Here is a 24,843-nt window from a genome sequence, read left to right on the forward strand (position 1 = left end):
AAGGCAACCATTGTTACCATTATCACCCTGTGGGCTCGGTTCAAAACCCTTTTGTATCGAAGTTTTACAAACCGATACTACTTAATTGTTTCTTATTCAAATGTTTCATTCGTTCTATTTCCTGTTCGTGTTTATCAAAGAAGTGGTTCCATGTTTCATTTGCTCGTCTAACATCTATCTCGCATAGATTATCTTTTGTATTCATGATTAGAAAGGCACTATACAAATCACGTTGAACATCACCTTGTTCGAAGTGGTTCCAACGTTTTGAGAGTTTTTTCTTCACGTAAGTTTGCGTGAAGTGTTCAAATTGACTGGCTTTTACTTTAGCGGTGTCAATCCGCTTTAGGAATAAGCCGAAATATTTTAGTTTGTTGTCGATAATCGAAAGAAGCATCGATGGCGCACGATTCGCTAATGACTTTCCAAAACGTTTTTTCCGTTTGTACCGTCCAGTCTTTTCACTAACCTCTGTTTTCTTTGCTTTTGCTTGAAGCCCTTTGAAGTTCATTGTTTCAACTCGGACATCCAAACCTAACGACAGAATATGGTTTGCTAGTTGGTTGTGCGCAAGTCTTCTCTTATTAGCTACCTTTCGGCTCGCTTCCGCTAATTCTTTTCGAGTTTTCTTGTAATTTTCACTTTGAATCCATTTCTCTCGATTTGATTTATTGATTGTGCCGTCTTCATTGTATTTGTTAGGGTTGTTCACTCTACGCTGACGATCTAATTTACGTTGTAAGATACGTTTTTTGCGTTCTTCTACGGACAAACCTTCTGCCAGCTCAAGCAGCTTCACTTCATTTTCTGAAACAATGGCGAGCGTGGATGTGCCAATATCTAATCCAACACGAGCGTTTTTATCCTCGGAATAGTTTTGATTACGTTTCTTTGGCGGAAAACCTTCTAATACAAATTGAACGAAGTAACGGGGATTCCACAAATGACCACCCCACAGTTTCTTTTTTAAGCTCGGAAACTCTTTAAATAGTCATCTTGCAGAGACACCTTTTAATCTTTATGGCGATATTTGACGCACCATACAATACAATCTGGTACTGAATGGCGTACACATATCCCCTACCATGTTTTACGTCCGCCCAATCTTTCACCTCATGATACCGATAACATATGTTAAAAGATTTAAGGAAAATAAGGACATTATATTAGTACTTTTTTGTACATGTTTAGCTGAACATATGTCGGATAGTTAACGTGGCATAAGCCACGCCCTATTCGAAGCCGAGAATCTCTTTCAAATCCTTATTTGGTTGCTGTTGATTGTTTTTCTTATTCACCTCTATCACCTCCAATTAATATGGTGCTAAAAATAAGATAAGTATACTTCAGGTTTAACAAGACAAGAGCGACTCAAAAACGTCGTTATGTAACGACCTATTGAGTCTCCCTTGTCTAGTTAACTAATTATGACTTTATTCAGCAAACAGTTCATCTAATTGCTTCCGTAACACAAACTTTTGAATTTTTCCGCTCGCATTACGCGGTAGGGCATCACAGAAAATATATTTGCGTGGTCGCTTATAATTAGCTAAGGTATCACTATTTTTACACCAATTTTCTAATTCGCCATCGGTTAAAGATGGATTTTTAGCAACAACAAAGGCCACAACCGTTTCTCCATAATGCTCATCAGGTAGCCCAATCACCGCACAATCAAGAACATCGCTATGTTCATACAGTGTATCTTCTACTTCACGTGGATAGACATTTTCACCACCTGAAATAATCATATCGTCCACGCGGTCTTTGACATATAAGAAACCTTCTTCATCTAAATAGCCAATATCACCGGAATGATACCACCCTTTATAAAGCGCTTTTTCGGTTGCTTCTTCTCGTTGAAAATATTCCTTCATCATACAAGGACCCTTCACTAGAATTTCGCCGGTTTCTCCTGGAGGGAGTCGGTCATCAGGATCCGAAGGACCATCTTCATTTGGACGCACAATAATCAGTTCATGCTCAGAACAGACTTGACCTGCTGCCCCCGCCTTTCTTACTTGGTCATCTTCGAGCAGCAATGTAATCGCTGGCCCCATTTCGGTCATTCCATACGCTTGAACGAATCGAATCCCCAGCTTTTCCTGACAAGCGAGTACAAGCGTTGGTGCCATTGGTGCAGCACCATATAAACCTATTTTCAAGCTACGTAAATCATACTTCGATAACTCTTCCTGCAGCAGCATATTCCACATCGTCGGCGCAGCAAATAGTTTTGAAATTTTTTCTTTTTCAACCAATTCTAATACCGTGTTTGGCTTAAATTGATGTAAAACGACATTTTTAGCGCCAGCCTGCACTCTAGGTAAAAAAGCGCAATGTAGTTCAGCGCAATGAAACATCGGAGCTGTAATTAAGCCGACATCATCGCTTTCCAATTTTTGCGCCTTTGATAAAATATCACTTTGTACAACCATCTCTTTATGAAGATGAACAACTCCCTTTGGTCTTCCCGTTGTCCCGCTCGTATACATCACTGCATACCAATCGTCTTCTGTTACTTCTTCATCTATAAGTAAAGGTGGAGCTGATGATACTTTTTTATGATAACTTGCTGCATAAGACGGAATATCTTCATCAATATACCAAAAAGCCGTTTGTGAAAAGCGCTTTTCTATTGCTGAAACAACGGACTCTAATGCTTGTTCAAATAAGACTACTTTTGGCTCGGCATCTTGTAGAATATAAGCAACTTCCTCAGCCATTAGACGAAAATTAATTGGATTAAATACCGCTCCAATTTTAGCACAAGCAAAGAAAGCGGTTGCTAACTCTTCATTATTATAGAGATACGTTGACACCCGATCTCCCTTTTTAACTCCTTCATTCTTTAAAGCTCTGGCCAAGGCATCTACTTGATTGTTCCATTCTTTGAAGGTGAAGCGTCTATTTCTTCTGACATCGTATAGTGCTTCTTTGTTAGGGAATGTGTTTACTGTCTTTTCGAAAATCTCGCTAATCGTTTTGGACATATCTTTTTCCCTCCTTCAATATAAATAAATGATCAATCTAGTCTTTCAATAATCGTTGCATTCGCCATACCGTGGCCTTCACACATTGTTTGCAGCCCATATCTTCCACCTGTACGTTCTAGTTCATGCATAAGCGTCACCATTAAACGAGCACCGCTGCCTCCAAGCGGATGACCAAGTGCAATCGCTCCACCATTTGGATTTACCTTCTTCGAATCTGCTCCTGTTTCTTTCAACCAAGCTAACACGACGGGCGCAAATGCTTCATTCACTTCAAACACATCGATATCGTCTATGGAAAGTCCTGATTTCTCTAATACTTTCTGAGTTGCTGGAATCGGACCCGTTAACATCAGAGTTGGGTCTGAACCAACAACAACGCGAGTGTTTACTTTAAAACGAGGCTTTAATCCAAGCTCCTCTGCTTTCTTTCGTTCCATTAAAAGTAACACAGCTGCACCATCACTAATTTGGCTTGAATTTCCGGCATGGATAACACCATCTTCTTTAAACACCGTTTTTAACCCCGCTAACACCTCAAGCGTCGTTCCTGGTCGTGGACCGGAATCTTCCCTCACTTCGGTCGGATTTCCTTCTTTATCACTTCCAACAATCGGGATGATTTCTCGTTCAAAATATCCTTCACGTTGTGCACGAAGAGCGCGCTCATGACTTTCTACAGATAATTGGTCACATTCTTCGCGGGTGATTCCCCATCTCTCAGCAATTCGCTCCGCAGAAAGCCCTTGATGAATCACTTCATACTTGTCTACATATTTTTGACTTGGTTTAGTACCTTGGTAGTTCGAACCGATTGGTACGCGCGACATATTTTCTACTCCGCCTGCAACTATTACATCCATATCGCCAGCAAGAATCGCTTGAGCGGCAAAGTGAACAGCTTGTTGACTAGATCCGCATTGGCGGTCCAGCGTTACACCTGGAACTTCAATCGGATATCCCGCAATTAACGAAGCAACGCGCGCAATATCACCCGCTTGCTCTCCTGCTTGTGAGACACAACCGAGAATGACATCATCGATTATCGCTGCATCAATGCCTGTCTTCTCCACTAACTTCTTCAACACTTCTGCGGCTAAATCATCTGGACGAATATCTCTAAAAACCCCATTTCTTCTTCCAACTGGTGTACGTATTCCTTCAACAATGACCACTTCGCGCATCCTACTTCCCCCTCTAAACGGTTACAACCCTAGATTTTTGGCAATGATTGTTTTCATTATTTCATTTGTACCGGCATAGATACTGGCTACAGGAATATCTCGATAGCGTCTAGCAATCTTGTATTCTTCCATATATCCATATCCACCATGAAGCTGCATGCAGGCAGTTGAAATGTTTCGAGCCATCTCTGTTAATTTCCATTTAGCCATAGATACCTCGGTTACTACATGTTCACCAGCGATATGCTTTGCGATTAATTGGTCGAGAAAGGCTCTTCCCATTTTAATTTCTGTTGCCATTTCAGCGATTTTAAATTGGGTATTTTGAAACTTGCTAATGGATTTTCCAAACGCTTCGCGACTTTTCACATATTCAATCGTCTCTTGGAGCATATCCTCTGATGCTGCTTGCGCACAAATTGCAACAACAAGCCGCTCTTGTTGCAATTTCTCCATTAAATAAGTAAAACCTTTGCCCTCTACACCAATTAAATTTTCTTTTGGCACACGACAATCTTCGAAGATCAACTCTGCTGTATCTTGACTATGTAGACCGACTTTGTTTAATTTTCTGCCTCTTGAAAAACCTGGCGTATCCCTTTCAATCGCTAATAAGCTAACCCCTTTATGCTTAGGAACTGCGTTTGGATCCGTTTTACAAGCGACAATCACTAAATCCGCATGAATCCCATTTGTAATAAATGTTTTTTGTCCGTTCACAATATAATGATCGCCATCTAAGACAGCTGTTGTTTTAATACTGGCAAGATCCGATCCTGCTCCTGGTTCCGTCATCGCAATTGCAGTAATACACTCCCCCGTCGTACATTTTGGTAACCAACGCGATTTTTGTGCTCTAGTTCCATAAGCAGAAATATACGGAACAACGATATCGTTATGAAGTCCCACGCCAATTAAACTCGAACCAACTCGTTCAAGCTCTTCATTGACCACAACAGAAAAACCCCAATCCACATCTGAACCACCATACTCTTCTGGTAAATCTGGAGCTAAAAATCCTTGTTCCCCAAGCTTTTTCCAAAATGAACGTGGAATGATTCGATCTTCTTCCCATTGTTCATAAAAAGGCACAGCCTCTTTTTCTAAAAACTTACGCAGTGATTGACGAAAAATAGCATGATCATCTGTTAAATATGGATGCTTCAACAGTAAGTCCCCCTTTGGGCAACATAGTCTATTTTGTTTACGGCTGCATACGAATCGCGCCATCTAAACGAATCGTTTCCCCGTTCAGCATTGGATTCGTTATAATGCTTTCTGCTAATTTCGCATATTCTTCTGGATAACCAAGACGAGATGGGAATGGTACCATTTTTCCTAAAGCAATCATCGCTTCTTCCGGCAGTGCATCAACCATCGGTGTGTGGAATAAGCCTGGAGCAATCGATACGACACGAATGCCATTTGAAGCAAATTCACGGGCAAGGGGCAGCGTCATCCCAGCGACTCCACCTTTTGAAGCACTGTATGCAACTTGTCCAATTTGACCTTCAAAAGCGGCAACTGAAGCGGTGTTAATAATAACCCCTCTTTCTCCTGATTCATTTGCTTCATTTTGAGCCATTTTCTCTGCAGCTAAACGAATCACATTAAACGTGCCAATTAAATTAACAGAAATCACTTTTGAGAACGCTTCCAATTCATGAATCCCTCGACGGCTTAAAACCTTTTTTGCAATAGCAATTCCCGCACAATTGACAACAGTATTAATCTGACCAAATCGCTGAACGGCTTGATCGACAGCTCTTTGAACGTCCTCTTCCTTCGTTACATCGGTTTTCACAAACAAAACGGACTCACCATACTGCTTAGCAAGTTGCGCACCATTCTCTTCAAAAAGATCAAGAATGACGGCCTTTCCGCCATTTTCCACAATATGTTGTACCGTCGCCTTCCCAAGACCAGAAGCTCCACCCGTTACAATGGCAATTGAATCTTGAATGTTCATACGAGCACCCCTCCCCCAAATATTTGAAATATACTTTTATATTAGCATGACTATTTCGAAAATTCATATATTAATACCCTTTTTATGGTTTTTTTTACAAAAAGTTCGTATTATAACAGCTACGATTTGGAGATAAATAGGAATGTTATCATCATGTTTAAAGATCGGAGTATGTATAGCATGAAAATCATGCATTTAACAATAGAACTGATTGCGGGATTTTTTCTGCTTTTTATAATCATCAAATTCGTTGGCAAGAAAATTATTAATCAAATTACACCTTTCACTTTTATTTCCGCTATAGTATTAGGAGAATTACTAGGCAACGCCTTATACGATCATCAAATTGGGATTCTTTATGTTATATACTCCATGGTATTATGGGGAATTTTGCTCTTTATAGTCGAATATCTTGGACAAAAATCTTTATGGTTTCGTGGCCTTTTTGAAGGAAAACCATCTGCTCTTATTAAAAATGGAGTCGTTGATCGAGAAGAGCTAAGGAAAAATCGGATGAATATTAATCAGTTACAAAGCTTACTTCGGCAAAGTGAAACCTTTTCGATTCGAGAAGTGGCCTTTTGTTATTTAGAGGCGAACGGTTCTATTAGCATTTTAAAAAAACCACAGTATCAGAAAACAACATTGCAGGATTTCAATCTTTCAGGGACACCTGTTTACGTTCCTGTTACGCTCATTCGTGATGGAGAAGTACTGTGGGATGAACTAAAAGATTTAGGATTTGATGAACATTGGTTAAAGGTGCAACTCTCATCACAAGATATTTCAGATTATAAAGATGTTTTTATCGCTGAATGGTTGGAGGGAGACGGGATTTTTGTACAGACTTATCAGTTTCAATCCTCACCCTCTAACTAAGGAGGATGCTATGCCGTAGTGTGGCTAACTGGTGTTGTTGGTTCAAAAGAAAGACATTCGCGAACCTCCCTGTATACGCTACATTGATGGAGGTTCGCAATCTTTTTAAAAGCAATAGTTATTCAAAGTCAACAGGATTCCCCTCTTAAACTTTCAACTAATATCATTATAAATATACTTATCTATTTACAAAGTACATAGTTATTGACTTATTTAGAGCGACCTCCCCACTCCCCCTCAAAAATCATTCCATCCAATTGTTGTCGTTTCTCCCAATTATAAATCTCTAGCAAAGGTCGATCCGGATAATTTTCCGTATAACCAACGGAAAGTAAAGCGACTGGATCCACATGATAGGGGATACCTAAAATCGTTCGGACATCGGCTTTTTTATAAAAGCTTACCCAGCCCATCGCTAGTCCTTCTGCATAAGCAGCAAGCCACATGTTTTGGATGGCACAGCTTGTGGACATTAAATCCGTTTCAGGGATTGAGTTTCTTCCTAATACATGGTCACCAGCACTGAATGGGTTGCATGTCACACAAATTGTGACAGGTGCTTCAAGAATTCCAGCAATTTTCAAATCTAAAAAGGTTAACTCGCGATCCGTTCCTTCATAATGAATCGCAAGCGCGCGTCGTTCTTTTTCAACGATGGCAGCTAGTTTTTTCTTTGTTTCGTCATCTTTGATAATGATAAAATTCCATGGCTGCATAAATCCAACTGATGGGCCACTGTGAGCCGCTTCTAATAGTTTATATAATGTTTCATCCGGAATCGGTGTTTGTAAAAAGGTCCGAATATCTCTTCGATTAAAAATCGCTTTATAGACTCCACTTTTTTCTGCTTCACTTAACTTGTTCATACTAATCCCTCCAATTTTTTAGACAATAAAAAAATTCCCAGCCTAAATAGGCTGAGAATTTGCCAAATCTCAGAACATCCAATACTGGCAGGTCTCCTGGCTATGATTCAACGTCAGTCTGTCCCTTCCCGGAAATAAATCCGGTGGCTATGACAGCGACTCCTCAACTACAGTGGCGGGCTCCGCATCGTTTTACCGATTTCCCTATTCTCTTCCACATGGAAGCACCAATATGGCGTTTAGATGATATGTCCAATACTATTGTTATCCGAAACTAAATTACCATGACTCATATAATAAGTCAAGATTTTACTCTTTTGATAGCATTCCTTCAACACTCTCTGATGCTTGCATGTTATAGATTGGCAGAATAAACAAAAGTCCGATAATAAATAGAATCGCAGCTGCTTCAAAAATCATAATAATTGAAAACATTTCTTTTAAAATACCAGCAATACTCATTGTTAATACCATCGCTCCAGAGAAAAGCGGACTTAACGTACCGTTCACTCTTCCAATAAATTCCGATTTTGTGTTTTGTAAAATCATCGTATTAATGCCGACTTGAATACATGGGAGGAAAAATCCGTTCACAAATTCAGCGACAAGAGTTAATGTAAGGTCTGTTGAAAAACCAATCACACTCATCCCAATTGCATTGGCTAACATCCCAATTACTAAAAGCTTTTGCGGAAGAAGAGATTTAGAGAATATAACAGAAGCCGCTCCTCCCAAAATCATTCCGACTCCATTCACCATTAACAGCCATTGTAAATTTTCTTTTGCTAACTCTAATCGTTCTGTTACAAGAAAAACCGCTAAAGGTTGAATAAGTCCGATTGCAAGTCCTGCAGCCATAAAACAAATTCCAAGTAGCTTCAATTCCTTTTTAGCGAGAACATAACGAATGCCGCTTTTCATATCTTCAAGTAAGGTTGTAGCTGTCTGTTCATCCTCTGTTTTATGGTCAGCTGGAATGAATAGAAGCATCACTGCAGAAAGAAGAAAGGCTATTCCTGTAGCAATCATCGACACAACAATTCCAAATTGTTGGAAAATCATCGTACCAAGAACAGGCCCAAGCACCATAAAGACAGCAAAAATCGTTTGGTAAATCGACATCGCTGACTGCAGCAATTCCGGGCTTAAATGCATCTTAAAGAGTTTCATCCCCGACGGCTGAGAAAACTGCGATAAAATCGACGAAATCAATGTAGCAAAAAAGACAATATGCCAAGAACCAAACACTAGTGTGAGCACTACCGCAAAAACCGAAATAGCACTTAATATATCACACCATACCATCGTTCTTTTTGGCCGCCAACGATCAGCAAATGTCCCGCCAATAAAAGAAAAAATAAAAATCGGAGCAAATTCAGCAACAGAGATCATGGAAACAGCAAAAGCATTTCCATTGGTTTTTTCCATAATAAATAACAAAATCGCAAAATTCCTCACCCAAATGCCTATTTGAAGAAACAATGCGGATAGGAAAATCGCTTGAACAAATCGATTTTTCAATAATTGTGACATAACATTCCCCTTTTCTATTAATGATTATGGGAGACAACAAAAAACCTCCCATCCGTTATTTTTGGATAGGAGGTCGTCAAAAACCATAGAAAAAGACATAGTACACCATGTACTACAACTTCGATGATTTTTTTAAAGTACAGACTAATCCCATTCAAAAATAACTTCGTATTATATAACGAATCTATTCTTTAAAACAGGATTAGTTAATCATCGTCCTATGGTCACCCTTTCGATTTAAGATGTACCTATGTTACATTGTTTTTTCTTCTTTTTCAATACATTTTTTCATTAAATTACCAATAAAATTCACACTTCCGGCGTATCCGTTGGCTTTGCATATCCGTCTTTATATTGTTGATCAATTGCCTTTCGTATTTCTTTTACCGTTTTTCCGTTGTTAAAATCAACTACTGCCTGAGCGGCAATTTCTAAACAGACACCACATTTCGTCCCATGATCATCCCAGACAACAGCTCCGCTTTCTCTGTTTTCAAACACAAAGCAGTCGTAATTGTTTTTGTGGTTGGCCGATTCCCCGCATCCACAATAACAAGGGATTTGTTCTAATAGCTTTTGATGTTTAGCAGCAGCTGCATAGATGGTCTGCATATCCTCTGGTTTATCCGCTAGAAATTCAGGCATTTCTCCTATCCCGCTTGTTTCTTCACGAATATCACCTGAATCTGTATGTTCCGTATGAATTGGATGATTATCATGACTTTCTTCTTTACTAGAACAAGCTCCAAGTAATAGGGTAGAACAAATTCCAAATGTTAGCATTGTTTTTTTCCATCTCATCATATACACCTCTAGAAAAATTTGGTTTTTATTATTTTACTAGAAAAAGTGGGGCTTCTTCAAAGTTAATGTTTTCTTAAAGCAAATTTATCAACATTCAATTGATAGGATTTTTTTACAAAAAATGGGTAAATGAATTAATTTTGATTTCCTTCCATTCTCTCAATTCAATCCTTTTGCTTTTCTCCCCATTTTCTTATTAACAAAATAAACAAGCTGAATATTTTCTTTTATAAAAAAGTATTTATGAAAATATTTAGCTAATAACCAAACAAAAAATAAGAAAAACCATACCAAACAATGATCATGACAACAAGAACAATGGTTGGAGAAAGTCCCATTAGGTAATGAGCAATAATATATCCTCCAGGAACGGAAACACGGACCAATGTATATTGCCAAGCTGGTGTGTTCTTCTTTGGCCGTTTACTTCCTTTTTTTACAAACCAATACTTTTCATTCCTTCAATACGTATTATCAAAATAAAAAAGAGAGTGCTCACAAGCTATGTCTCGCCTTTTAATTTTTTGTTTTTCTCTCTATCAATGAAGCCTATTGTTTAACCTGCTCCAATACAGTTTGGAACTCTTCCTCTTCTTCATTAGCAAATCCTTCAAAGATGACTTTAACGATATTAGCATGATTAAACACATACGTATACTCCTGTGATATATAGCCTTCTGGATAAGGGACAGCTAAATAATCATATATCGTTCCCTGTTGATCGTCTTCCGTCATCAGAATTTGTTTTCTTCCGTAAATCATTAACTTTATCTTTTCCCGACAGAAGACCCCCATCCTCAAGGAATATGAAGGGCAATAGCCCAATGAGTAGGTGGGAGATGAATGTCAGTTGGCGGTAGCCAAAACACTTGTTTGTATGGTAGAATATTCCTGTAAGTTGTTCTTTGAAAACTGAAGATAGGAGGTTGTGACAGGAAAAACGTCTGTCGCGTAAAATCTTCAACGTTCTAATCGCCTCCACACGCACCGAAGTAGCGAAAACCAAGCAGAGTAGGGCGTGTGGCGAGTTCAACGTACAAAATAGCAACACCGCGCAGGAGGCTAATAAGCCGTCTGCACTGCTAACTGTCGGTGCGACAGGGTTAGCCTGCTAAATAACTAGTGGATACACTGGTGTTCGCAGGAATCCCCCACTTCAAGCTTTAGCTAAGTGGTGGGTAGTTCAAATTCCCGCCTTCTAGTACTACAATCGAACCATTAGGTAATAATTTCTGCTTCATGTTATATCCTCACTTTTTTATTCACATTTTTCAACCTACATTTCTGCCCGTTCTCTCAATCCAATCCTCTTACTTTCCGATACAGTTCTTTATTGGCAAAGTACGCTACATGCATGTTTTTCTTAATAAAAAAATATTTATGAAACGACCTAGCCATTATAAAAATAAAAAAGATACAAAAAATCCAATAGACCAACATCATAATCGAAAGGAGGATTGATTGAGAAAAGCTCATTACATATTGTGCCACAATATATCCTGCTGGTACTGATATACTTACCAAGGTATACTGCCAAGCCGGTGTTTTCTTCTCTGATTGTTTTTCCAAAGACGAATATTTTTTTATTTGTTGACGCACAAAAAAATAAATTAACGCTGCATAAATGATAAACCAGATTACATAATAAATTGGTGATATAAATCCTAACATATACGAATACTTAAGAATTAACATAAAGTAACAAAATGATCCGATGATGCCTGAACCACCTATAAATAAAAGGGATTCCATTTCGGTTTTTTCTGGTTTTCTAATCAGAAGCGCGATTGCCCAAATATTAATCATGGCCATTAAAGGAAATGTTACATAAAGAATCGGTTTGATAACCGGAAAAAGGAGTGGCATGATAATAAGAAAATCAAGAAGAAGGAAGGTATAAGCAAAAATCATTCCTTTAATTTGCACTGTAGAAAAAGGGGTTAATCCTTCCTGAATATGATCGGGTAAATCTCTTCGTTTTATATCTTTGCTGATTGTTAACATGTACTAAATCACCTGAAAAATGAAAGTAATCCATAAGACTATCATTTCTTACTGTCAAGTCCTCTTATTTTTCGATTCAATTCCTTATTAGAAAAATAAACAAAGTGAATATTTTCCTTCATAAAAAAGTATTTATGAAAATATTTCGCTAATAACCAAATAAAAAAGTAAGAAAAACCATACCAAACAATAGTCATCACAACAAGAACTAAGGTTGGAGAAAGTCCCATTATGTATTGAGCAATAATATATCCTACAGGAACGGAAACACGAACCAATGTGTATTGCCAAGCTGGTGTGTTCTTCTTTGGCCGTTTTTCAATTGAACCATATTTTTTATATTGCTGAAGGATAGAAAAATAGACCGTCGCGAGAAATAATACACACATCACAATATAAAAGATGGGTGATTGTATTCCTCCTATATAGGAATACTTTAGCCCCATAAGAAAATAACTAACTGCACCAACTATACCTAAATATCCACTAAATAATATAGAATCTAGTTCTATATCTTCTACTTTCTTACACAAAAGCCAGATCGCCCATACACTTATTCCTGCTAATAAAGGTAAAATGACATACAGAAAAGCCTTTATATACGGAAAAAGTAAAGGTACAAGAACAAAAGCATCCAGCATTAAAAATGTACTACCTGCAATAACAAATTTAATCTGATAAACAGGTAAAGGCTGTAACTGGTCTTGAATATGTCCTGGTAATTGATTAAATCTTTTATGTTGTGGTATTTTCAACATGTATAAACCACCTAATTTCTTGATTGTCATTTACTTCATCCAACCTGCAACTGTTTTAATTCCTTTTTGCACTCCATCCTTGAGTCCATCAGAAAGGTTTTTCTCATCCTTGCCTATCTTAATACCATCTGTCAAATACGTAGTAACGAGAGAAGCACCAAGCCCAATAGCAGCTACTCCTACTAAAGGTGCACCAAACATACCAGCAATTGAAACCACTACAGCTCCCGCAGCTAACGATACAGCTCCTAGCCCTGCATCCACAATTGCATCTCCAGCAATTTTCTCAATTAATGTTTCTCACAAATCTATTAAATCATAAAAAATTTAGAAGTCTCAATGCTATTGATGAAGGATATACCAAAAATGAGCCTTATTCCCTGTTAGAGTAAAATCGTTTCACAGGAAGAAAGAACCGATCTGATTTTTTATCATCTCCCGACAGAAGACTCCCACTTCAAATTTCGTTAGAAATTAAGTGGTGAGTAGTTCAAAGAATCGACAAATTGATCCAAATCTATGAAACGATTCATTATAAAAAAACAAGCTCCCTTCAAAAGAAAGGAGCTTACTGATGCTATTATTGATAAATCTTTGAACCACTCTGACGGAATTCCTCCGCTTTCTCTTCTAGCGCTTTATCTACTTCCATATCACGAATGTTATGAGAAATCTTCATGCTGCAAAATTTCGGGCCGCACATTGAACAGAAATGAGCGGTTTTAGCTCCTTCTGCTGGCAGTGTTTCATCATGGTATTCCATCGCTCGCTCTGGATCGAGTGATAAATTAAATTGATCACGCCAACGGAATTCAAATCGTGCTTTTGAAAGAGCGTTATCGCGAAGTTCTGCTCCAGGATGTCCTTTTGCAAGATCGGCTGCATGAGCGGCAATTTTATACGTAATAACCCCATCGCGCACATCGTCTTTATTTGGTAAGCCTAAATGTTCTTTCGGTGTTACATAGCAAAGCATCGCTGTTCCGTATGAAGCAATCATCGCTGCGCCAATGGCTGACGTAATATGATCATAGCCTGGTGCAATGTCAGTCGTTAATGGCCCAAGCGTATAGAACGGCGCTTCCATACAAATATCTAATTGCTTATCCATATTTTCTTTAATTTTATGCATCGGTACATGACCTGGTCCTTCAATCATCACTTGCACATCATGTTTCCAGGCAATTTTCGTTAATTCACCGAGCGTTTCGAGCTCTGCAAATTGGGCATCATCATTCGCATCAGCAATCGAACCCGGACGAAGCCCATCTCCTAATGAAAAAGCAACATCGTATGCTTTCATAATTTCACATATTTCTTCAAAATGTGTATATAAGAAGCTTTCTTGATGATGAGCTAAACACCATTGCGCCATAATCGAGCCGCCCCGAGATACAATGCCAGTCGTGCGTTTCGCTGTTAGTGGAATATATGGAAGGCGTACTCCCGCATGAATCGTAAAGTAATCCACCCCTTGTTCCGCTTGTTCAATTAATGTATCTCGGAACACTTCCCATGTTAAATCTTCAGCAATACCATTCACTTTTTCAAGCGCCTGATAAATTGGGACTGTTCCCACCGGAACTGGGCAGTTGCGAATAATCCATTCTCGTGTTGTATGAATGTTTTTCCCTGTAGAGAGATCCATCATTGTATCGGCTCCCCAGCGAATAGCCCACGTCATTTTTTCCACTTCTTCATCAATCGACGAAGTCACTGCAGAGTTACCGATATTGGCATTGATTTTCACTAAAAAATTGCGGCCAATAATCATTGGTTCACTTTCTGGGTGATTAATGTTAGAAGGAATAATTGCTCGACCTTCCGCTACTTCTTTACGAACAAATTCAGCGTCCATATTTTCTCGTAGCGCAATGTATTCCATTTCAGGTGTAATGATTCCTTGACGCGCATAATGCATTTGTGTCACATTTTTTCCTTTTTTTGCACGAAGCGGCTTTCTTTTTAATCCAGGAAATACAAATTCTTTTCCTTGATCGATATTTTTATAGCCATTGTCTTCAGGCTTTATTTCACGCCCGATATATTCCTCGGTATCTTCACGATCACGAATCCATTCGCTCCGTACAGATGGTAGACCTTTTTCAATATCAATCTTCACTTGTGGATCCGTATAGGGACCACTCGTATCATAGACACGGATAGGCGGATTTACTTCTTCCCCTCGCGCTGTCACAGTTGGAGACTGTTCAATCTCACGGAAAGGAACCCTTATACTTGGTTGTGATCCTTCTACAAATACTTTTTTACTAGCTGGAAAACTTGTCATTACGACGTTCTTTTGTTCACTCATCATCAATTCCTCCTTTAGTTATAGGACGAAATCTGATTCCCAAGCGGCATGAAAAAACCGGGATCTGTATAAACAGAACCCGGTAGTAGTCAGTTTTTTAAACGGCACAAAGCCATTAAAAAAAGCAGATAGCAACTTCCCCACGCTGGTATGAGCCAGATCAGGTCCTGAGGGTTAAGAAACTTTATCGTGTCTCTCTCTCAGCCCAACTTATTGGACACCCCTAGTATGAAAATATTAACTTTTCTACTACACTATAAAATAAATTCATAGACATGTAAAGAGAATATTGGAAATTTTGTCTATTGAGCCTTATTGTCTAAAAACTGAACAATTTCATTACATAACAAATCCAGATTATCGATTAATGGAGAATGACCACAAGCCGCCAATTCTTTAAAAACCGCTCGGCCATGAAAATCTTCCATGATTTCATCGGCCATTTGTTTAGAAATCACTAAATCATCACTTCCTCGTAATATAAGGACAGGTATTTGAATATCCCTCACTTGATTTCTACCTTGAAGCAATCCATTATGTTGATCACTTATATTAAAAATATTTAAAGTATGATAGACTTCAGCAAGATTGCGCTGTGTAAGCATATCGTCCACATATTCCTCATACTTCCTGTCATCAGGCTGCTTCTTTGTATAAATTAAAGTATTCCACACAGACTTCAAAAAGTCTCGATTATTCGTATCATACGCTTGTTGTACAGTCATTGTCTTAGCATCATTTCTGACTTCTTCCTGTGTTTGCAGTCGCTTCGTCAAGTCCGGGCTTCCAAACGTTGGATAGCCCCTCGTTGAAACAGAGGCTAATAAAATTAATTGCTCGCATAGCCCTGGATAATCCGCACAAAACTGCATTGCAACTGCACCACCAGTCGACCAGCCAATCATACTAAACTTGGACAGCTGTAACTGATCAACAAACAGTTTGAGATCATCTGAAAAATCTTTGATGCTTTCAACCGAACGTATATACGTCGAATGACCGAAACCTCGTAAATCCACAGCTAATATTTTATAAGAGGAAGGAATAACATCAATTAAAAGATCCCAATGCTTAGAAGAGGTCATATTTCCATGAACAAGAAGTAACACTTTATCTCCGCCTGCCCTTTCACGGTATCCTAATGTTTCTCCATTTGCTAAAGTCGTTCTTTTCAGTTCCACTCCCACTTTATTCATTCACTTCATCTCCTCATCTACTATTTGCTAAATACCCCCCTCGACTTCTTTTCTCTATCGTTTCGTAAGAGATTGTCTTACAAAATTTACGGCATCATCTAGATTTTCGAAGGTCATTTCATCATCGTCTTGAATATGAGTCACTTTAATCCTCCACTGCTTCTCTTCTGTCAACGTTTCCGTGTTTGCGAGATGGAAGCGAAAGATAAATGAAACGATTGTTTGCCCGCTCATCTCACCCCTCCTTCACTATATTCTCTGAAGTCGACACATCTTCCTTCTTTCCTTTTTTTGCAACAAGCTTTCGGACACTACCGACAATCCCATTTGGAAAGAACATTACTGCAAGGATATACACAATGCCAAACAAAATAAGCCAACGCTCAAAAATCCAATGCACCTTTGCAAGTCCTGTCAGCCAATGGTGAGCCAATTCAATAATAGCCGCCCCTAAAACAGGGCCGATTAGTGTACCCACTCCACCAATAATCGTCATTAATAAAGCATCCAGCGTAATGTCCATCGTAAATACACTCGTATTGACAAAACGCAGCGATAACGCATATAAAGAACCACTTAAACTCGCAATTCCGCCAGCTACGATACTAGCAATGATTTTATAATGCAAAACTTGATAGCCAAGCGATTCTGCCCGTTGTTCATTATCCTTAATAGCTAGCAATATTCTTCCTAATGGAGACTGGATAAATCGTTTTAATCCAAAATAGACAATGATCATCAGCACAAGACAAACAAGATAAAAGTGAAGTCGATTATGGAAAAACTCAGGAACTCGAAACGTAAATCCATCATTTCCATACGTAAGGGTCCTCCATTTTTCTGCAGCGACAAGAAATAGACCAGCAAGAGCCAGCGTCAACATCGCATAATAATGACTTTTTAAACGAAGCGTCATCAACCCTACAACAAAACTGATGATTAAAGAAAACAAAACACCCAAAATAATCGCCCCAGTAACAAGAAGCATCGTTGGTTCATAATGCTTTAACATAACGCTCACACAGTAAGCTCCAATGCCAAAAAACATTGCATGCCCAAAAGAAACAATGCCGGTAAAACCAAGTAAAATATCATAGCTCATCGCAAAAATCGCAAAGATAAAAATTTGTGTAAAAAGGATTAACATGCTTCGATCTTCATAAATAAACGGAAATACGAATAAAGCGATACCTATAATCAAAAATAGCAGAGACTCTTTATCAGTAAATCTATTCCTTCTCACCTCATCACCCCTTTAGCGCAAACAATCCTTGCGGCCTAACTAGTAAAACAACAGCCATAATCAGCATATTAACGGCTAGCGAAAGCTCTGGGACATAATAAGCCATAAAGGAACCAATAAGTCCAACAAGCGTAGCTGCTAAGATGGAACCTGTAATATTCCCCATCCCGCCAATGACAACGACGATAAAAGCAAGAATCGCATATTCCATCCCCATATTTCCATGAATCACTCCCGCATATGGAGCAATCAACATGCCGCTTAATGCTGCCATAGCCGCTCCAGCCATAAACACATATAAAAAGATCCGCTTAATATTAATACCTAATGACTGAACCATTTCTTTATTAATCACTCCTGCACGCACAATCAGCCCGATCTTCGTATGTTTTAACATATAATAAATCAAGGCGTACATGAGGAAGCCGACCACAATAATAAAAGCTCGATATTTAATAATTAAAATATTCCCGATTTCCCAGCTTCCTGTTAAATAGGCTGGAGGTGTAACAGCAATTTGATTAGGTCCCCAGATTACTTTCAAAAATTCCGAGAGAACAATCATAAAACCGAGTGTAATCAATATTTGCTGAACATGATTTCCATACACAGGCTGAATAATCCACTTTTCCGTTATAAAACCGAGAATGATACCCATGAAAATAGCTCCTATTATTCCTGCTATAAAACTATTTGTTAATAGATACAGCCAGACACCGGCATATGCTCCCCAAGCAAAAAGGCCCCCATGAGCAAAATTCAAAACACTCATTAAACCGAAAATTAATGTTAAACCTGCAGCTAGAAGGAAAATTAACATTCCTGTTGCAAGACCATTAATCGTTAAATTAATGAATAGCTCCATATTATGCCCCCTAAGCGATTCCTAAGTATTTCCGACGAAGACTTTCATCTTCACGAAGAAGCTGCATCCGTCCATTAAATACTGTTCTGCCGTCGTCAATAATATAAAAAGAGTCTCCTATTTGACTGGCCATCAAAAAGTTTTGTTCAACTAGAATAATCGTTGTTTTTTGCTTCATTTCTTGAATAGAATGCATAACTTTCTCCACAACAATCGGTGCTAAGCCTTTACTTGGTTCGTCAATCAGCAACAATTCGGTTTCATTGACATAAGCTCTGGCAATAGAAAGCATTTGCTTTTGCCCGCCGCTTAGCAGTCCGCCTGGCTTTTTCCAAAATGTTTTTAAGTCTGGAAAAAGATTAAGAATCCATTCCATTCTCTCCATCACATCATCACTTTCTTTTTTAATCGCTACTTTCATATTTTCTTCAACTGTTAACTCTCCAAAGATTCCTTGGTCTTCTGGCACATACCCAATCCCTCTATTGGCAATGTCATGTGGAGGCAACCCGTTCATGATTGCTCCTTTAAAGGCTACCTCTCCCTTTGTCGGTGGATTTAAGCCCATAATCGTTCGTAAAGTTGTCGTCTTGCCCGCTCCATTTCTACCTAATAGCACCGTTACTTCTCCAGCTGGTACTTCAAATGAAATATCTTGAAGAATATGATATTGGTCAATATACGTTTCAACATTTTTAAGACTGAGAAGTGAATTCATCGTACAAACCTCCTAAATAAGCGGACTGCACCATTTCATTGTCCATAATTTCCCTCGGTGTTCCTTCCGCGAGAAGTTTCCCATTAAATAACACCATAATTCGATCGGACAAATCCATAATCATATCCATTTTGTGTTCAATCAATAAAATCGTTTTATCTCCTTCTTCTTTAATTTTTTTAATCACTTGCAGAATAGCTGGTACATCTTCCAACGACATTCCTGCTGTCGGTTCATCTAATAAGAGTAACTCTGGTTCAAGTGCAAGCAACATGGCCATTTCTAGCTTTCGTTTCTCTCCATGAGCAAGATTAATGGCTAATGTGTTTTCTTTATGATCTAGTAGAGCTACATGCAGCCAATGTAACGCTTTTTCTTCAAATTTTTGATAGCTGCGATAATGCGTAAAAGCTTGATAGCGCAATTTAGCTTGGGACTGGACAGCCAATCTTACATTTTCTAATACAGTTAAATTAGGGAAAACATTGGTAATCTGAAAAGAACGTCCTATTCCTAATCGTGTTCGTTCAACGACAGAGCGCTTCGTTATTTGTTGACCCTTCAGATATATTTCTCCTTTTGTTGGCTTCAATTGTCCACTTAAGAGATTGAACAAGGTCGTTTTCCCCGCTCCATTTGGACCGATAATCGATTTAAATTCATTTTTCTCAATCGAAAAATTAACATCCTGTACAGCTTGGTGTGCTCCAAATGTAATACCGAGATTTTTCGTTTCAAGAATCGCCACGCTCACTCACCATCCTTTTTAAGATGTTCTATTTAAAAACCCCCCCTACACCTTCACAGTCTGGTCCAAAGGCGTAAGGGGAGTGCAACTACATTTACTTATTCCGAATTGGTGGCGCTGTTTCTTCAGGACTTAATTCTCTAATTAAAACAGGCACTGGATAATCCACGCCCTTCTTATTCTCGAGTTTAATAGAATAAAGAGTTTGAAGGGCTTGATGATCTTCTTTACGGAAAGTCATCGTGCCTTTCGGTGTTTCAAAACTCATTCCTTCCATAGCCTCAATCAGCTTATCAGAATCCGTACTATTCTCTGCTTTCTTCAAAGCTTCGACAATCGAAATAGCCGCACTCATCCCACCTGGTGTAAACAAATCAGGAAGCTCACCATTAAAACGATCTTTATGCTCCTTTACTAACCAATCATTGACTTCATTGTTTGGCAGATCATGATAGTATACGCTAAACCCTTCCATTCCTACTAATGGCTTCATTGTTTTTAACGCGGCAATATCCGGAGCACCAGTCGAAATGGTAATTCCTTTGTCTTGTACTTTCATATCAGCGATTTGATTCCAGGGAGAATTAGCTCCCGCCCACACAACAAATAAATAATCTGGTTTAGCATTGATAATTTTTTGGATATTGGAAGTAAAATCTGTTCCAGCCGGATCGGCAAATTCTTCATGAGTAATGGTTGCTCCCAATTTTTCTGCCGCTTCCTTAAATGCAGTTATTCCATCATGCCCGAAGCTGTTATCTGGTGCAAACGTAGCGATTTTCACTCCTTTTTTAGCAATCGCTGCTGCTCCTGCTACAGCATCTTGTGAGGAGTTTCGCGCTGTTCTAAACACGTATTTATTGAACTCTGAACCAGTAATACTATCTGCAACAGCCGGTTCTACAACGAAGATTTTTTTATATTCTTCTGCAAGCGGTACAACAGCTAGCGTATCAACAGAACTAGATGATCCCACTAAAAAATCTACTTGATCCTCTTCAAGTAGTTTCGTTGCTTTTTGTACAGCTACTTCTGCTTTCGTTTCTGTATCTTCTATAATGAATTCAATTTTTCGCCCATCGATTTCTCGCGTTCCATCCGTTGCATAATCAAGCCCTAGCTCAAACCCTCTCGTTGTTTGCTTACCATATGATTCAAGTGCCCCTGTCATCGAAGCAAGCACACCAATTTTGATTGTTCCTTCTTTAGATGATTGCTCCGAGGATGAAGAGCCAGAGCTACAAGCTGATGTAAAGACCATCATAAGTAAAACTACAAACAAAGCACCTTTCATTTTCCTCATTCGTTTTCCTCCTATTTTAAAAAATGAAATCCATTCCTGCTTGATATCATCTTAAAAAAAGGGAGTTACAAAGGAGTTACAAAATCGGGAGCGAATAAAAAAGCTGAATCGAGGCTTCCCTCATTCAGCTTAGATTGAGTCATTTTCGGATAAGGTGATATCTGTTGCTTCCATAATCATCTTATACATTTCTTTTGTAGCAGCAAGTGGTTCGACACCGATTTCTTCTTGCAGCACATCACAGCACTTTTTGTACCATTTTAAACTTTGCGGACGATTGTTATGCATATAATAACAATACATTAAGAGACGATATGCTTCCTCCCAAGTGCGATCTTTTTCTAGAATTTTTTCACACCAGTAAATGGCCTCATGGTACGCTTCTGTGACAATACTTAATTGAGCATACCTCTCCGCTCCTCTCAGAAACAGCACCAATAATCGTTCTCGTTCATTTAAACACCAATCATGAAATTTGCGCTCAGGTAAATAGTCTCCTTTATAAAGTGTCAATCCTCTTTTTAAATATTCTTTCGCCTGCGCTTGATTACGTTCTTCTAACCCGCTTAACATCCATTGTTCAAACATGGTAGTATCCAGCATATAAGCTGACTGGTCATTTATTCCGTAACTACTGCCCACTCTTTTAATAAAAAAAGATTGTGACCTTGCTTTCCGTTCCGGCTCTAGTACACTATTAAGAGCATTTAAAGCTACTTTAAAATCTCGGTCTGCTGTTTTCTCATCTTGTTCAGGCCATAGTATCTCTATAATTTCTCGCTTTTGCAGCAGTTTATTTCTCTTTGTAAGAAATAGTTGAAACAATTCTTTTGCTTTGCCTCTTTGCCAGCCTTTATCCTTTACTTCCTGATTGCCCAAAAGGACTTTGAATTGTCCGAGCGTTGAAATCTTTAGTGTATAACCAGGATGTGTCAAAAGATCATGATATCCTAGTTCCTTTAACGTTTTAGAAACAAACGATTGCCCAATATTCCGTTTTTGAGCTTCGAGCAGAATGGGGACGAACTGCTGGACATCCACCGGACCATACAGTGTTCGTTTTAAAAGTAAATATTCATACTGTCCAAGTTGAATTTTTTGAAATAATTTTATACATTCCTGCTCAAATACATGCCAGGAACTTGAGGAATAAGCAAGCTGAACTTTCCATAGCGTAACAAGAGTAAGCCCGTAAGCATCGCCGCATTGCCAAAATAGCTGCTCCGCTTCGTCCAATTCTTGCTCAGCCATCGTCCAACTTTCCGTATAAACATAAGCAATGGCGATACTTAAACGAATATAAGCTGTCAGCCATTGGTCATGTACCTTTTCTGTTTCCTCCATAGCCAATCGTCCGTATTCAACCGCTTGTTTATCATCTTTTCTTCCTGCATAGTACAAACATAAGCCTAAATACGGTTCTGCTTTTCCTCTTGAATTTTTTATATCTCCCATAATCGTTAATGCCGTTTCATAACACTGTATCGATAAAGCAGGATCATAGGCTGAAAGCAGTTGAATAGCATGCCCCATTCTAATCCAGCCACAAGCTTCTATATAAGATGATTTTAGTTGAATTCCATGTCCAATCGCGGCTTGAGCTAAACGTTTGCTCTCTTCAGCATTACCAATGTAGGTCTCTACTAAGGATAAAATAAGTTCCGTTTCTCGATGAAATTGGGGAATATGCGTTTCTTGATTAAAAGAGTACTCTTTCTGTCTTTCTTGTAAAATTTCTTTCGCCATGATTAATCTGCCTGTTCGCAAGTATAAACGAGCTAGCAAATTTCCATTCTTACTTGTGTTGATTTGTTTAATACGTGTTAACCATTGTTCTGCTTGATTCGTTTTTCCAGAATTAATTAAGTTTTCAACTAACAATTGATGCAGTTCTGCGATTTCCTCTTCATCGACACCATAGCTATTCTCTCTTAATTGAATGGCTGCTTGTAAATGCCGTTCAGCTTTACCAGGCTGGAGCGTGTCTAAATATATCCTCGCTTTCCCCTCGTGGGCACGACTCATTATTTGTTTATCATCATATTGCCTACTAAAAAAAATCAATCGATTATAACAAAATTCCGCTCTTTCATATTGAGAACAAAGCCGCATCACTTCCGCTTCAATCAACCATAGCAAATAATGTTCATCTTTTTTTATTTCAGGAAGAGCGGTTACTTTCTCCAATAAATAATGAATCTTTCCTTTTTTCAACATACTCATCCCGTGCATATGCAAAATTCTAGCCATCCCACCGAAATCAACAAGTTTCTCCAAATGATAAAGACTCATTTCAAACAAACCTCTATTTTCATAATAGTGGGCGGCTCTCTTATTTAATTGAAAAAAACGGTCTGATTGCATGTCTTTACATCGGTTCTCCAATAACTCTTGGAATAAGGGATGATAACGGTATTGTTGATGACCAGTTGGTATAATAAACAAGTTTTGATGATTCAAATATTGCAGCATTTCCTCAGCATTCTCGATATCCAGAATATAATCACATGCTTCGGGAGACAATTCTTCTAATATACTTGTTTGTTCCAAAAAGGATTGAACTGTTGAAGATTGATTACGTAATACTTCCAACGTGATATATTCAAAAAAATCCTCTAAATAGGAAGAACGATTGGTGATGATTTTATGAAGATGTGTTCCCTCCATCAATTGTTGAGCAACAACTTCTAGAGCAATAGCCCATCCTTCCGTTAACTGAAAAATACGTGCTAACTCTTCATCACATAACGTCAGATGGTAAAAGTCGATGAAAAGAAGCTCAGCCTCTTCCTTTGTTAACGCTAAATAATCTTGAGTTATTTCAAGCATATGGCCATTCATCTTTAAACGAGGAATCCAGTTCCACTGCGGTTTATTTCGGCTAGATACAACAAGGTGCAAGTTCGAAGGATAATAGTTGATAAGATATTCCATAAACAATTGAATAGACATAGATTTTTCTACATGATGAAAATTGTCGATAATTACAATCACTTCTTCAGATAAGGCAGCCAGTTCATTAATAAATAAAATACTCCATTCTACCAGCTCATCTGTTTTAGAAAACGGGGTACTTGCGTAAGCCCTTTCTAGTAAAACTTGTCCGAAAGAAGGATAGAGTTGTTGAATACTATGAATCATATACTGATAAAATTGAAAAAAATCATCATCTTGCGAAGAAACATCGTACCAACATACTTTTTCTTTCACATCTTGGACAAAAAGAGCTAAAGCTGTACTTTTTCCATAACCAGCACCAGCATGGATGATTGTCAAAGGATACTGATTGATCTGTTTCAATTTCCGGTATAACCCAGCACGCCTAATCTTTGGTTCGCGAATCATTGGAGGCTTTAGCTTAGTACTAATCACAGCAAGTGGTTTCATAAGCTTCACCCTTTTTTCATAATTATCCAGATTCACTATTATATAAGCGCTTTCATTTTGATATTACACGATAAAAACA

Annotated in this window: 22 protein-coding genes, 1 pseudogene and 2 riboswitches; of the genes and pseudogenes, 1 reads left to right on the top strand and 22 read right to left on the bottom strand. The window is 38.5% G+C overall.

All coding sequences use genetic code 11. The features are described from left to right. Positions 1-64: 64 nt before the first annotated feature. The 6 genes and pseudogenes from ACE199_RS15140 to ACE199_RS15160 all read right to left on the bottom strand — a co-directional run bounded on the left by ACE199_RS15140 (position 65) and on the right by ACE199_RS15160 (position 6,146). Complete coding sequence (locus ACE199_RS15140; RefSeq protein WP_375350520.1) at positions 65-943, bottom strand: transposase; 879 nt, start codon at positions 941-943, stop codon at positions 65-67. Continuing rightward, positions 920-1,112 (bottom strand): annotated as a pseudogene (locus ACE199_RS23515) (transposase); the annotation flags it as partial. The gene ACE199_RS15140 and the pseudogene ACE199_RS23515, both read right to left, overlap by 24 nt. A 321-nt stretch (positions 1,113-1,433) precedes the next feature. After that, positions 1,434-2,993: a fatty acid--CoA ligase gene (locus tag ACE199_RS15145; protein ID WP_375350521.1), complete on the bottom strand. Its 1,560-nt coding sequence runs from the start codon at positions 2,991-2,993 to the stop codon at positions 1,434-1,436. 32 nt (positions 2,994-3,025) lie between these two features. Then, entirely contained in the window at positions 3,026-4,177 is a 1,152-nt protein-coding gene (locus ACE199_RS15150) for a thiolase family protein (protein ID WP_375350522.1), read from the bottom strand. A 21-nt stretch (positions 4,178-4,198) separates the two neighbouring features. After that, positions 4,199-5,344, bottom strand: a complete 1,146-nt coding sequence (locus tag ACE199_RS15155) for an acyl-CoA dehydrogenase family protein (protein WP_375350523.1) — start codon at positions 5,342-5,344, stop codon at positions 4,199-4,201. A gap of 37 nt (positions 5,345-5,381) precedes the next feature. After that, the gene (locus ACE199_RS15160; RefSeq protein WP_375350525.1) at positions 5,382-6,146 is read right to left on the bottom strand and encodes a 3-hydroxyacyl-CoA dehydrogenase; all 765 of its coding nucleotides are present in this window, start codon (positions 6,144-6,146) and stop codon (positions 5,382-5,384) included. 180 nt (positions 6,147-6,326) lie between these two features. On the opposite strand from ACE199_RS15160, the gene ACE199_RS15165 reads away from it, so the two are divergent. Then, positions 6,327-7,025 carry a DUF421 domain-containing protein gene (locus tag ACE199_RS15165; RefSeq protein ID WP_375350605.1) on the top strand — a complete coding sequence of 233 codons (699 nt, stop codon included), beginning with the start codon at positions 6,327-6,329 and terminating at the stop codon, positions 7,023-7,025. Between the two features lie 209 nt (positions 7,026-7,234). Here ACE199_RS15165 and bluB read toward each other — a convergent pair whose 3' ends face one another. The 16 genes from bluB to ACE199_RS15245 all read right to left on the bottom strand — a co-directional run bounded on the left by bluB (position 7,235) and on the right by ACE199_RS15245 (position 24,764). Then, positions 7,235-7,891 (bottom strand): 5,6-dimethylbenzimidazole synthase, encoded by a 657-nt coding sequence (bluB, locus tag ACE199_RS15170; RefSeq protein WP_375350526.1) that lies wholly within the window; start codon positions 7,889-7,891, stop codon positions 7,235-7,237. A 69-nt stretch (positions 7,892-7,960) separates the two neighbouring features. Next, a riboswitch (cobalamin riboswitch) is annotated at positions 7,961-8,138 on the bottom strand. Positions 8,139-8,200: 62 nt separating this feature from the next. Next, positions 8,201-9,424, bottom strand: coding sequence for an MFS transporter (locus ACE199_RS15175; RefSeq protein WP_375350527.1), 1,224 nt, complete (start codon positions 9,422-9,424; stop codon positions 8,201-8,203). A 309-nt stretch (positions 9,425-9,733) separates the two neighbouring features. Continuing rightward, a complete protein-coding gene (locus ACE199_RS15180; RefSeq protein ID WP_375350606.1) occupies positions 9,734-10,225 on the bottom strand; it encodes a PCYCGC motif-containing (lipo)protein in 492 nt (163 codons plus the stop codon). Between the two features lie 552 nt (positions 10,226-10,777). Beyond that, positions 10,778-10,990 (bottom strand): DUF4176 domain-containing protein, encoded by a 213-nt coding sequence (locus ACE199_RS15185; RefSeq protein ID WP_375350528.1) that lies wholly within the window; start codon positions 10,988-10,990, stop codon positions 10,778-10,780. A 534-nt stretch (positions 10,991-11,524) separates the two neighbouring features. Then, a complete protein-coding gene (locus ACE199_RS15190; protein WP_375350529.1) occupies positions 11,525-12,232 on the bottom strand; it encodes a hypothetical protein in 708 nt (235 codons plus the stop codon). Positions 12,233-12,273: 41 nt separating this feature from the next. After that, the gene (locus ACE199_RS15195) at positions 12,274-12,990 is read right to left on the bottom strand and encodes a hypothetical protein (protein ID WP_375350530.1); all 717 of its coding nucleotides are present in this window, start codon (positions 12,988-12,990) and stop codon (positions 12,274-12,276) included. 30 nt (positions 12,991-13,020) lie between these two features. Continuing rightward, the gene (locus ACE199_RS15200) at positions 13,021-13,254 is read right to left on the bottom strand and encodes a hypothetical protein (RefSeq protein WP_375350531.1); all 234 of its coding nucleotides are present in this window, start codon (positions 13,252-13,254) and stop codon (positions 13,021-13,023) included. 316 nt (positions 13,255-13,570) lie between these two features. Then, positions 13,571-15,304 (bottom strand): phosphomethylpyrimidine synthase ThiC, encoded by a 1,734-nt coding sequence (gene thiC, locus ACE199_RS15205; protein WP_375350532.1) that lies wholly within the window; start codon positions 15,302-15,304, stop codon positions 13,571-13,573. 120 nt (positions 15,305-15,424) lie between these two features. Next, a riboswitch (TPP riboswitch) is annotated at positions 15,425-15,539 on the bottom strand. 67 nt (positions 15,540-15,606) lie between these two features. Next, positions 15,607-16,500 carry an intracellular short-chain-length polyhydroxyalkanoate depolymerase gene (gene phaZ / locus ACE199_RS15210; protein WP_375350533.1) on the bottom strand — a complete coding sequence of 298 codons (894 nt, stop codon included), beginning with the start codon at positions 16,498-16,500 and terminating at the stop codon, positions 15,607-15,609. Positions 16,501-16,554: 54 nt separating this feature from the next. Continuing rightward, positions 16,555-16,734, bottom strand: a complete 180-nt coding sequence (locus ACE199_RS15215) for a hypothetical protein (RefSeq protein WP_127760080.1) — start codon at positions 16,732-16,734, stop codon at positions 16,555-16,557. Between the two features lies 1 nt (position 16,735). Then, entirely contained in the window at positions 16,736-17,743 is a 1,008-nt protein-coding gene (locus ACE199_RS15220; RefSeq protein WP_375350534.1) for a branched-chain amino acid ABC transporter permease, read from the bottom strand. A 4-nt stretch (positions 17,744-17,747) separates the two neighbouring features. Then, positions 17,748-18,608, bottom strand: coding sequence for a branched-chain amino acid ABC transporter permease (locus tag ACE199_RS15225; RefSeq protein ID WP_127760079.1), 861 nt, complete (start codon positions 18,606-18,608; stop codon positions 17,748-17,750). 10 nt (positions 18,609-18,618) lie between these two features. Beyond that, positions 18,619-19,326 (bottom strand): ABC transporter ATP-binding protein, encoded by a 708-nt coding sequence (locus ACE199_RS15230; protein WP_127760078.1) that lies wholly within the window; start codon positions 19,324-19,326, stop codon positions 18,619-18,621. Continuing rightward, positions 19,304-20,074 carry an ABC transporter ATP-binding protein gene (locus tag ACE199_RS15235; RefSeq protein ID WP_375350535.1) on the bottom strand — a complete coding sequence of 257 codons (771 nt, stop codon included), beginning with the start codon at positions 20,072-20,074 and terminating at the stop codon, positions 19,304-19,306. The genes ACE199_RS15230 and ACE199_RS15235 overlap by 23 nt, the downstream gene beginning before the upstream one ends. Positions 20,075-20,168: 94 nt before the next feature. Next, positions 20,169-21,377: a substrate-binding domain-containing protein gene (locus ACE199_RS15240; protein ID WP_375350536.1), complete on the bottom strand. Its 1,209-nt coding sequence runs from the start codon at positions 21,375-21,377 to the stop codon at positions 20,169-20,171. Between the two features lie 129 nt (positions 21,378-21,506). Continuing rightward, entirely contained in the window at positions 21,507-24,764 is a 3,258-nt protein-coding gene (locus tag ACE199_RS15245) for an AfsR/SARP family transcriptional regulator (protein ID WP_375350537.1), read from the bottom strand. Positions 24,765-24,843 lie beyond the last annotated feature (79 nt).

Origin of the sequence: Peribacillus sp. Hz7 (assembly GCF_042136355.1) — a bacterium.
Classification (GTDB): Bacteria; Bacillota; Bacilli; order Bacillales; family DSM-1321; genus Peribacillus; species Peribacillus asahii_A.

What these genes read in the sequence shown, in the direction of transcription:
- ACE199_RS15145 (WP_375350521.1), bottom strand. Translation starts at nt 2,993, where the DNA reads ATGTCCAAAACGATTAGCGAGATTTTCGAAAAGACAGTAAACACATTC.
- ACE199_RS15150 (WP_375350522.1), bottom strand. Translation starts at nt 4,177, where the DNA reads ATGCGCGAAGTGGTCATTGTTGAAGGAATACGTACACCAGTTGGAAGA.
- ACE199_RS15160 (WP_375350525.1), bottom strand. Translation starts at nt 6,146, where the DNA reads ATGAACATTCAAGATTCAATTGCCATTGTAACGGGTGGAGCTTCTGGT.
- ACE199_RS15165 (WP_375350605.1), top strand. Translation starts at nt 6,327, where the DNA reads ATGAAAATCATGCATTTAACAATAGAACTGATTGCGGGATTTTTTCTG.
- bluB (WP_375350526.1), bottom strand. Translation starts at nt 7,891, where the DNA reads ATGAACAAGTTAAGTGAAGCAGAAAAAAGTGGAGTCTATAAAGCGATT.
- ACE199_RS15175 (WP_375350527.1), bottom strand. Translation starts at nt 9,424, where the DNA reads ATGTCACAATTATTGAAAAATCGATTTGTTCAAGCGATTTTCCTATCC.
- ACE199_RS15180 (WP_375350606.1), bottom strand. Translation starts at nt 10,225, where the DNA reads ATGAGATGGAAAAAAACAATGCTAACATTTGGAATTTGTTCTACCCTA.
- ACE199_RS15185 (WP_375350528.1), bottom strand. Translation starts at nt 10,990, where the DNA reads ATGATTTACGGAAGAAAACAAATTCTGATGACGGAAGACGATCAACAG.
- ACE199_RS15190 (WP_375350529.1), bottom strand. Translation starts at nt 12,232, where the DNA reads ATGTTAACAATCAGCAAAGATATAAAACGAAGAGATTTACCCGATCAT.
- ACE199_RS15195 (WP_375350530.1), bottom strand. Translation starts at nt 12,990, where the DNA reads ATGTTGAAAATACCACAACATAAAAGATTTAATCAATTACCAGGACAT.
- thiC (WP_375350532.1), bottom strand. Translation starts at nt 15,304, where the DNA reads ATGAGTGAACAAAAGAACGTCGTAATGACAAGTTTTCCAGCTAGTAAA.
- phaZ (WP_375350533.1), bottom strand. Translation starts at nt 16,500, where the DNA reads ATGAATAAAGTGGGAGTGGAACTGAAAAGAACGACTTTAGCAAATGGA.
- ACE199_RS15215 (WP_127760080.1), bottom strand. Translation starts at nt 16,734, where the DNA reads ATGAGCGGGCAAACAATCGTTTCATTTATCTTTCGCTTCCATCTCGCA.
- ACE199_RS15225 (WP_127760079.1), bottom strand. Translation starts at nt 18,608, where the DNA reads ATGGAGCTATTCATTAATTTAACGATTAATGGTCTTGCAACAGGAATG.
- ACE199_RS15230 (WP_127760078.1), bottom strand. Translation starts at nt 19,326, where the DNA reads ATGAATTCACTTCTCAGTCTTAAAAATGTTGAAACGTATATTGACCAA.
- ACE199_RS15240 (WP_375350536.1), bottom strand. Translation starts at nt 21,377, where the DNA reads ATGAGGAAAATGAAAGGTGCTTTGTTTGTAGTTTTACTTATGATGGTC.
- ACE199_RS15245 (WP_375350537.1), bottom strand. Translation starts at nt 24,764, where the DNA reads ATGAAACCACTTGCTGTGATTAGTACTAAGCTAAAGCCTCCAATGATT.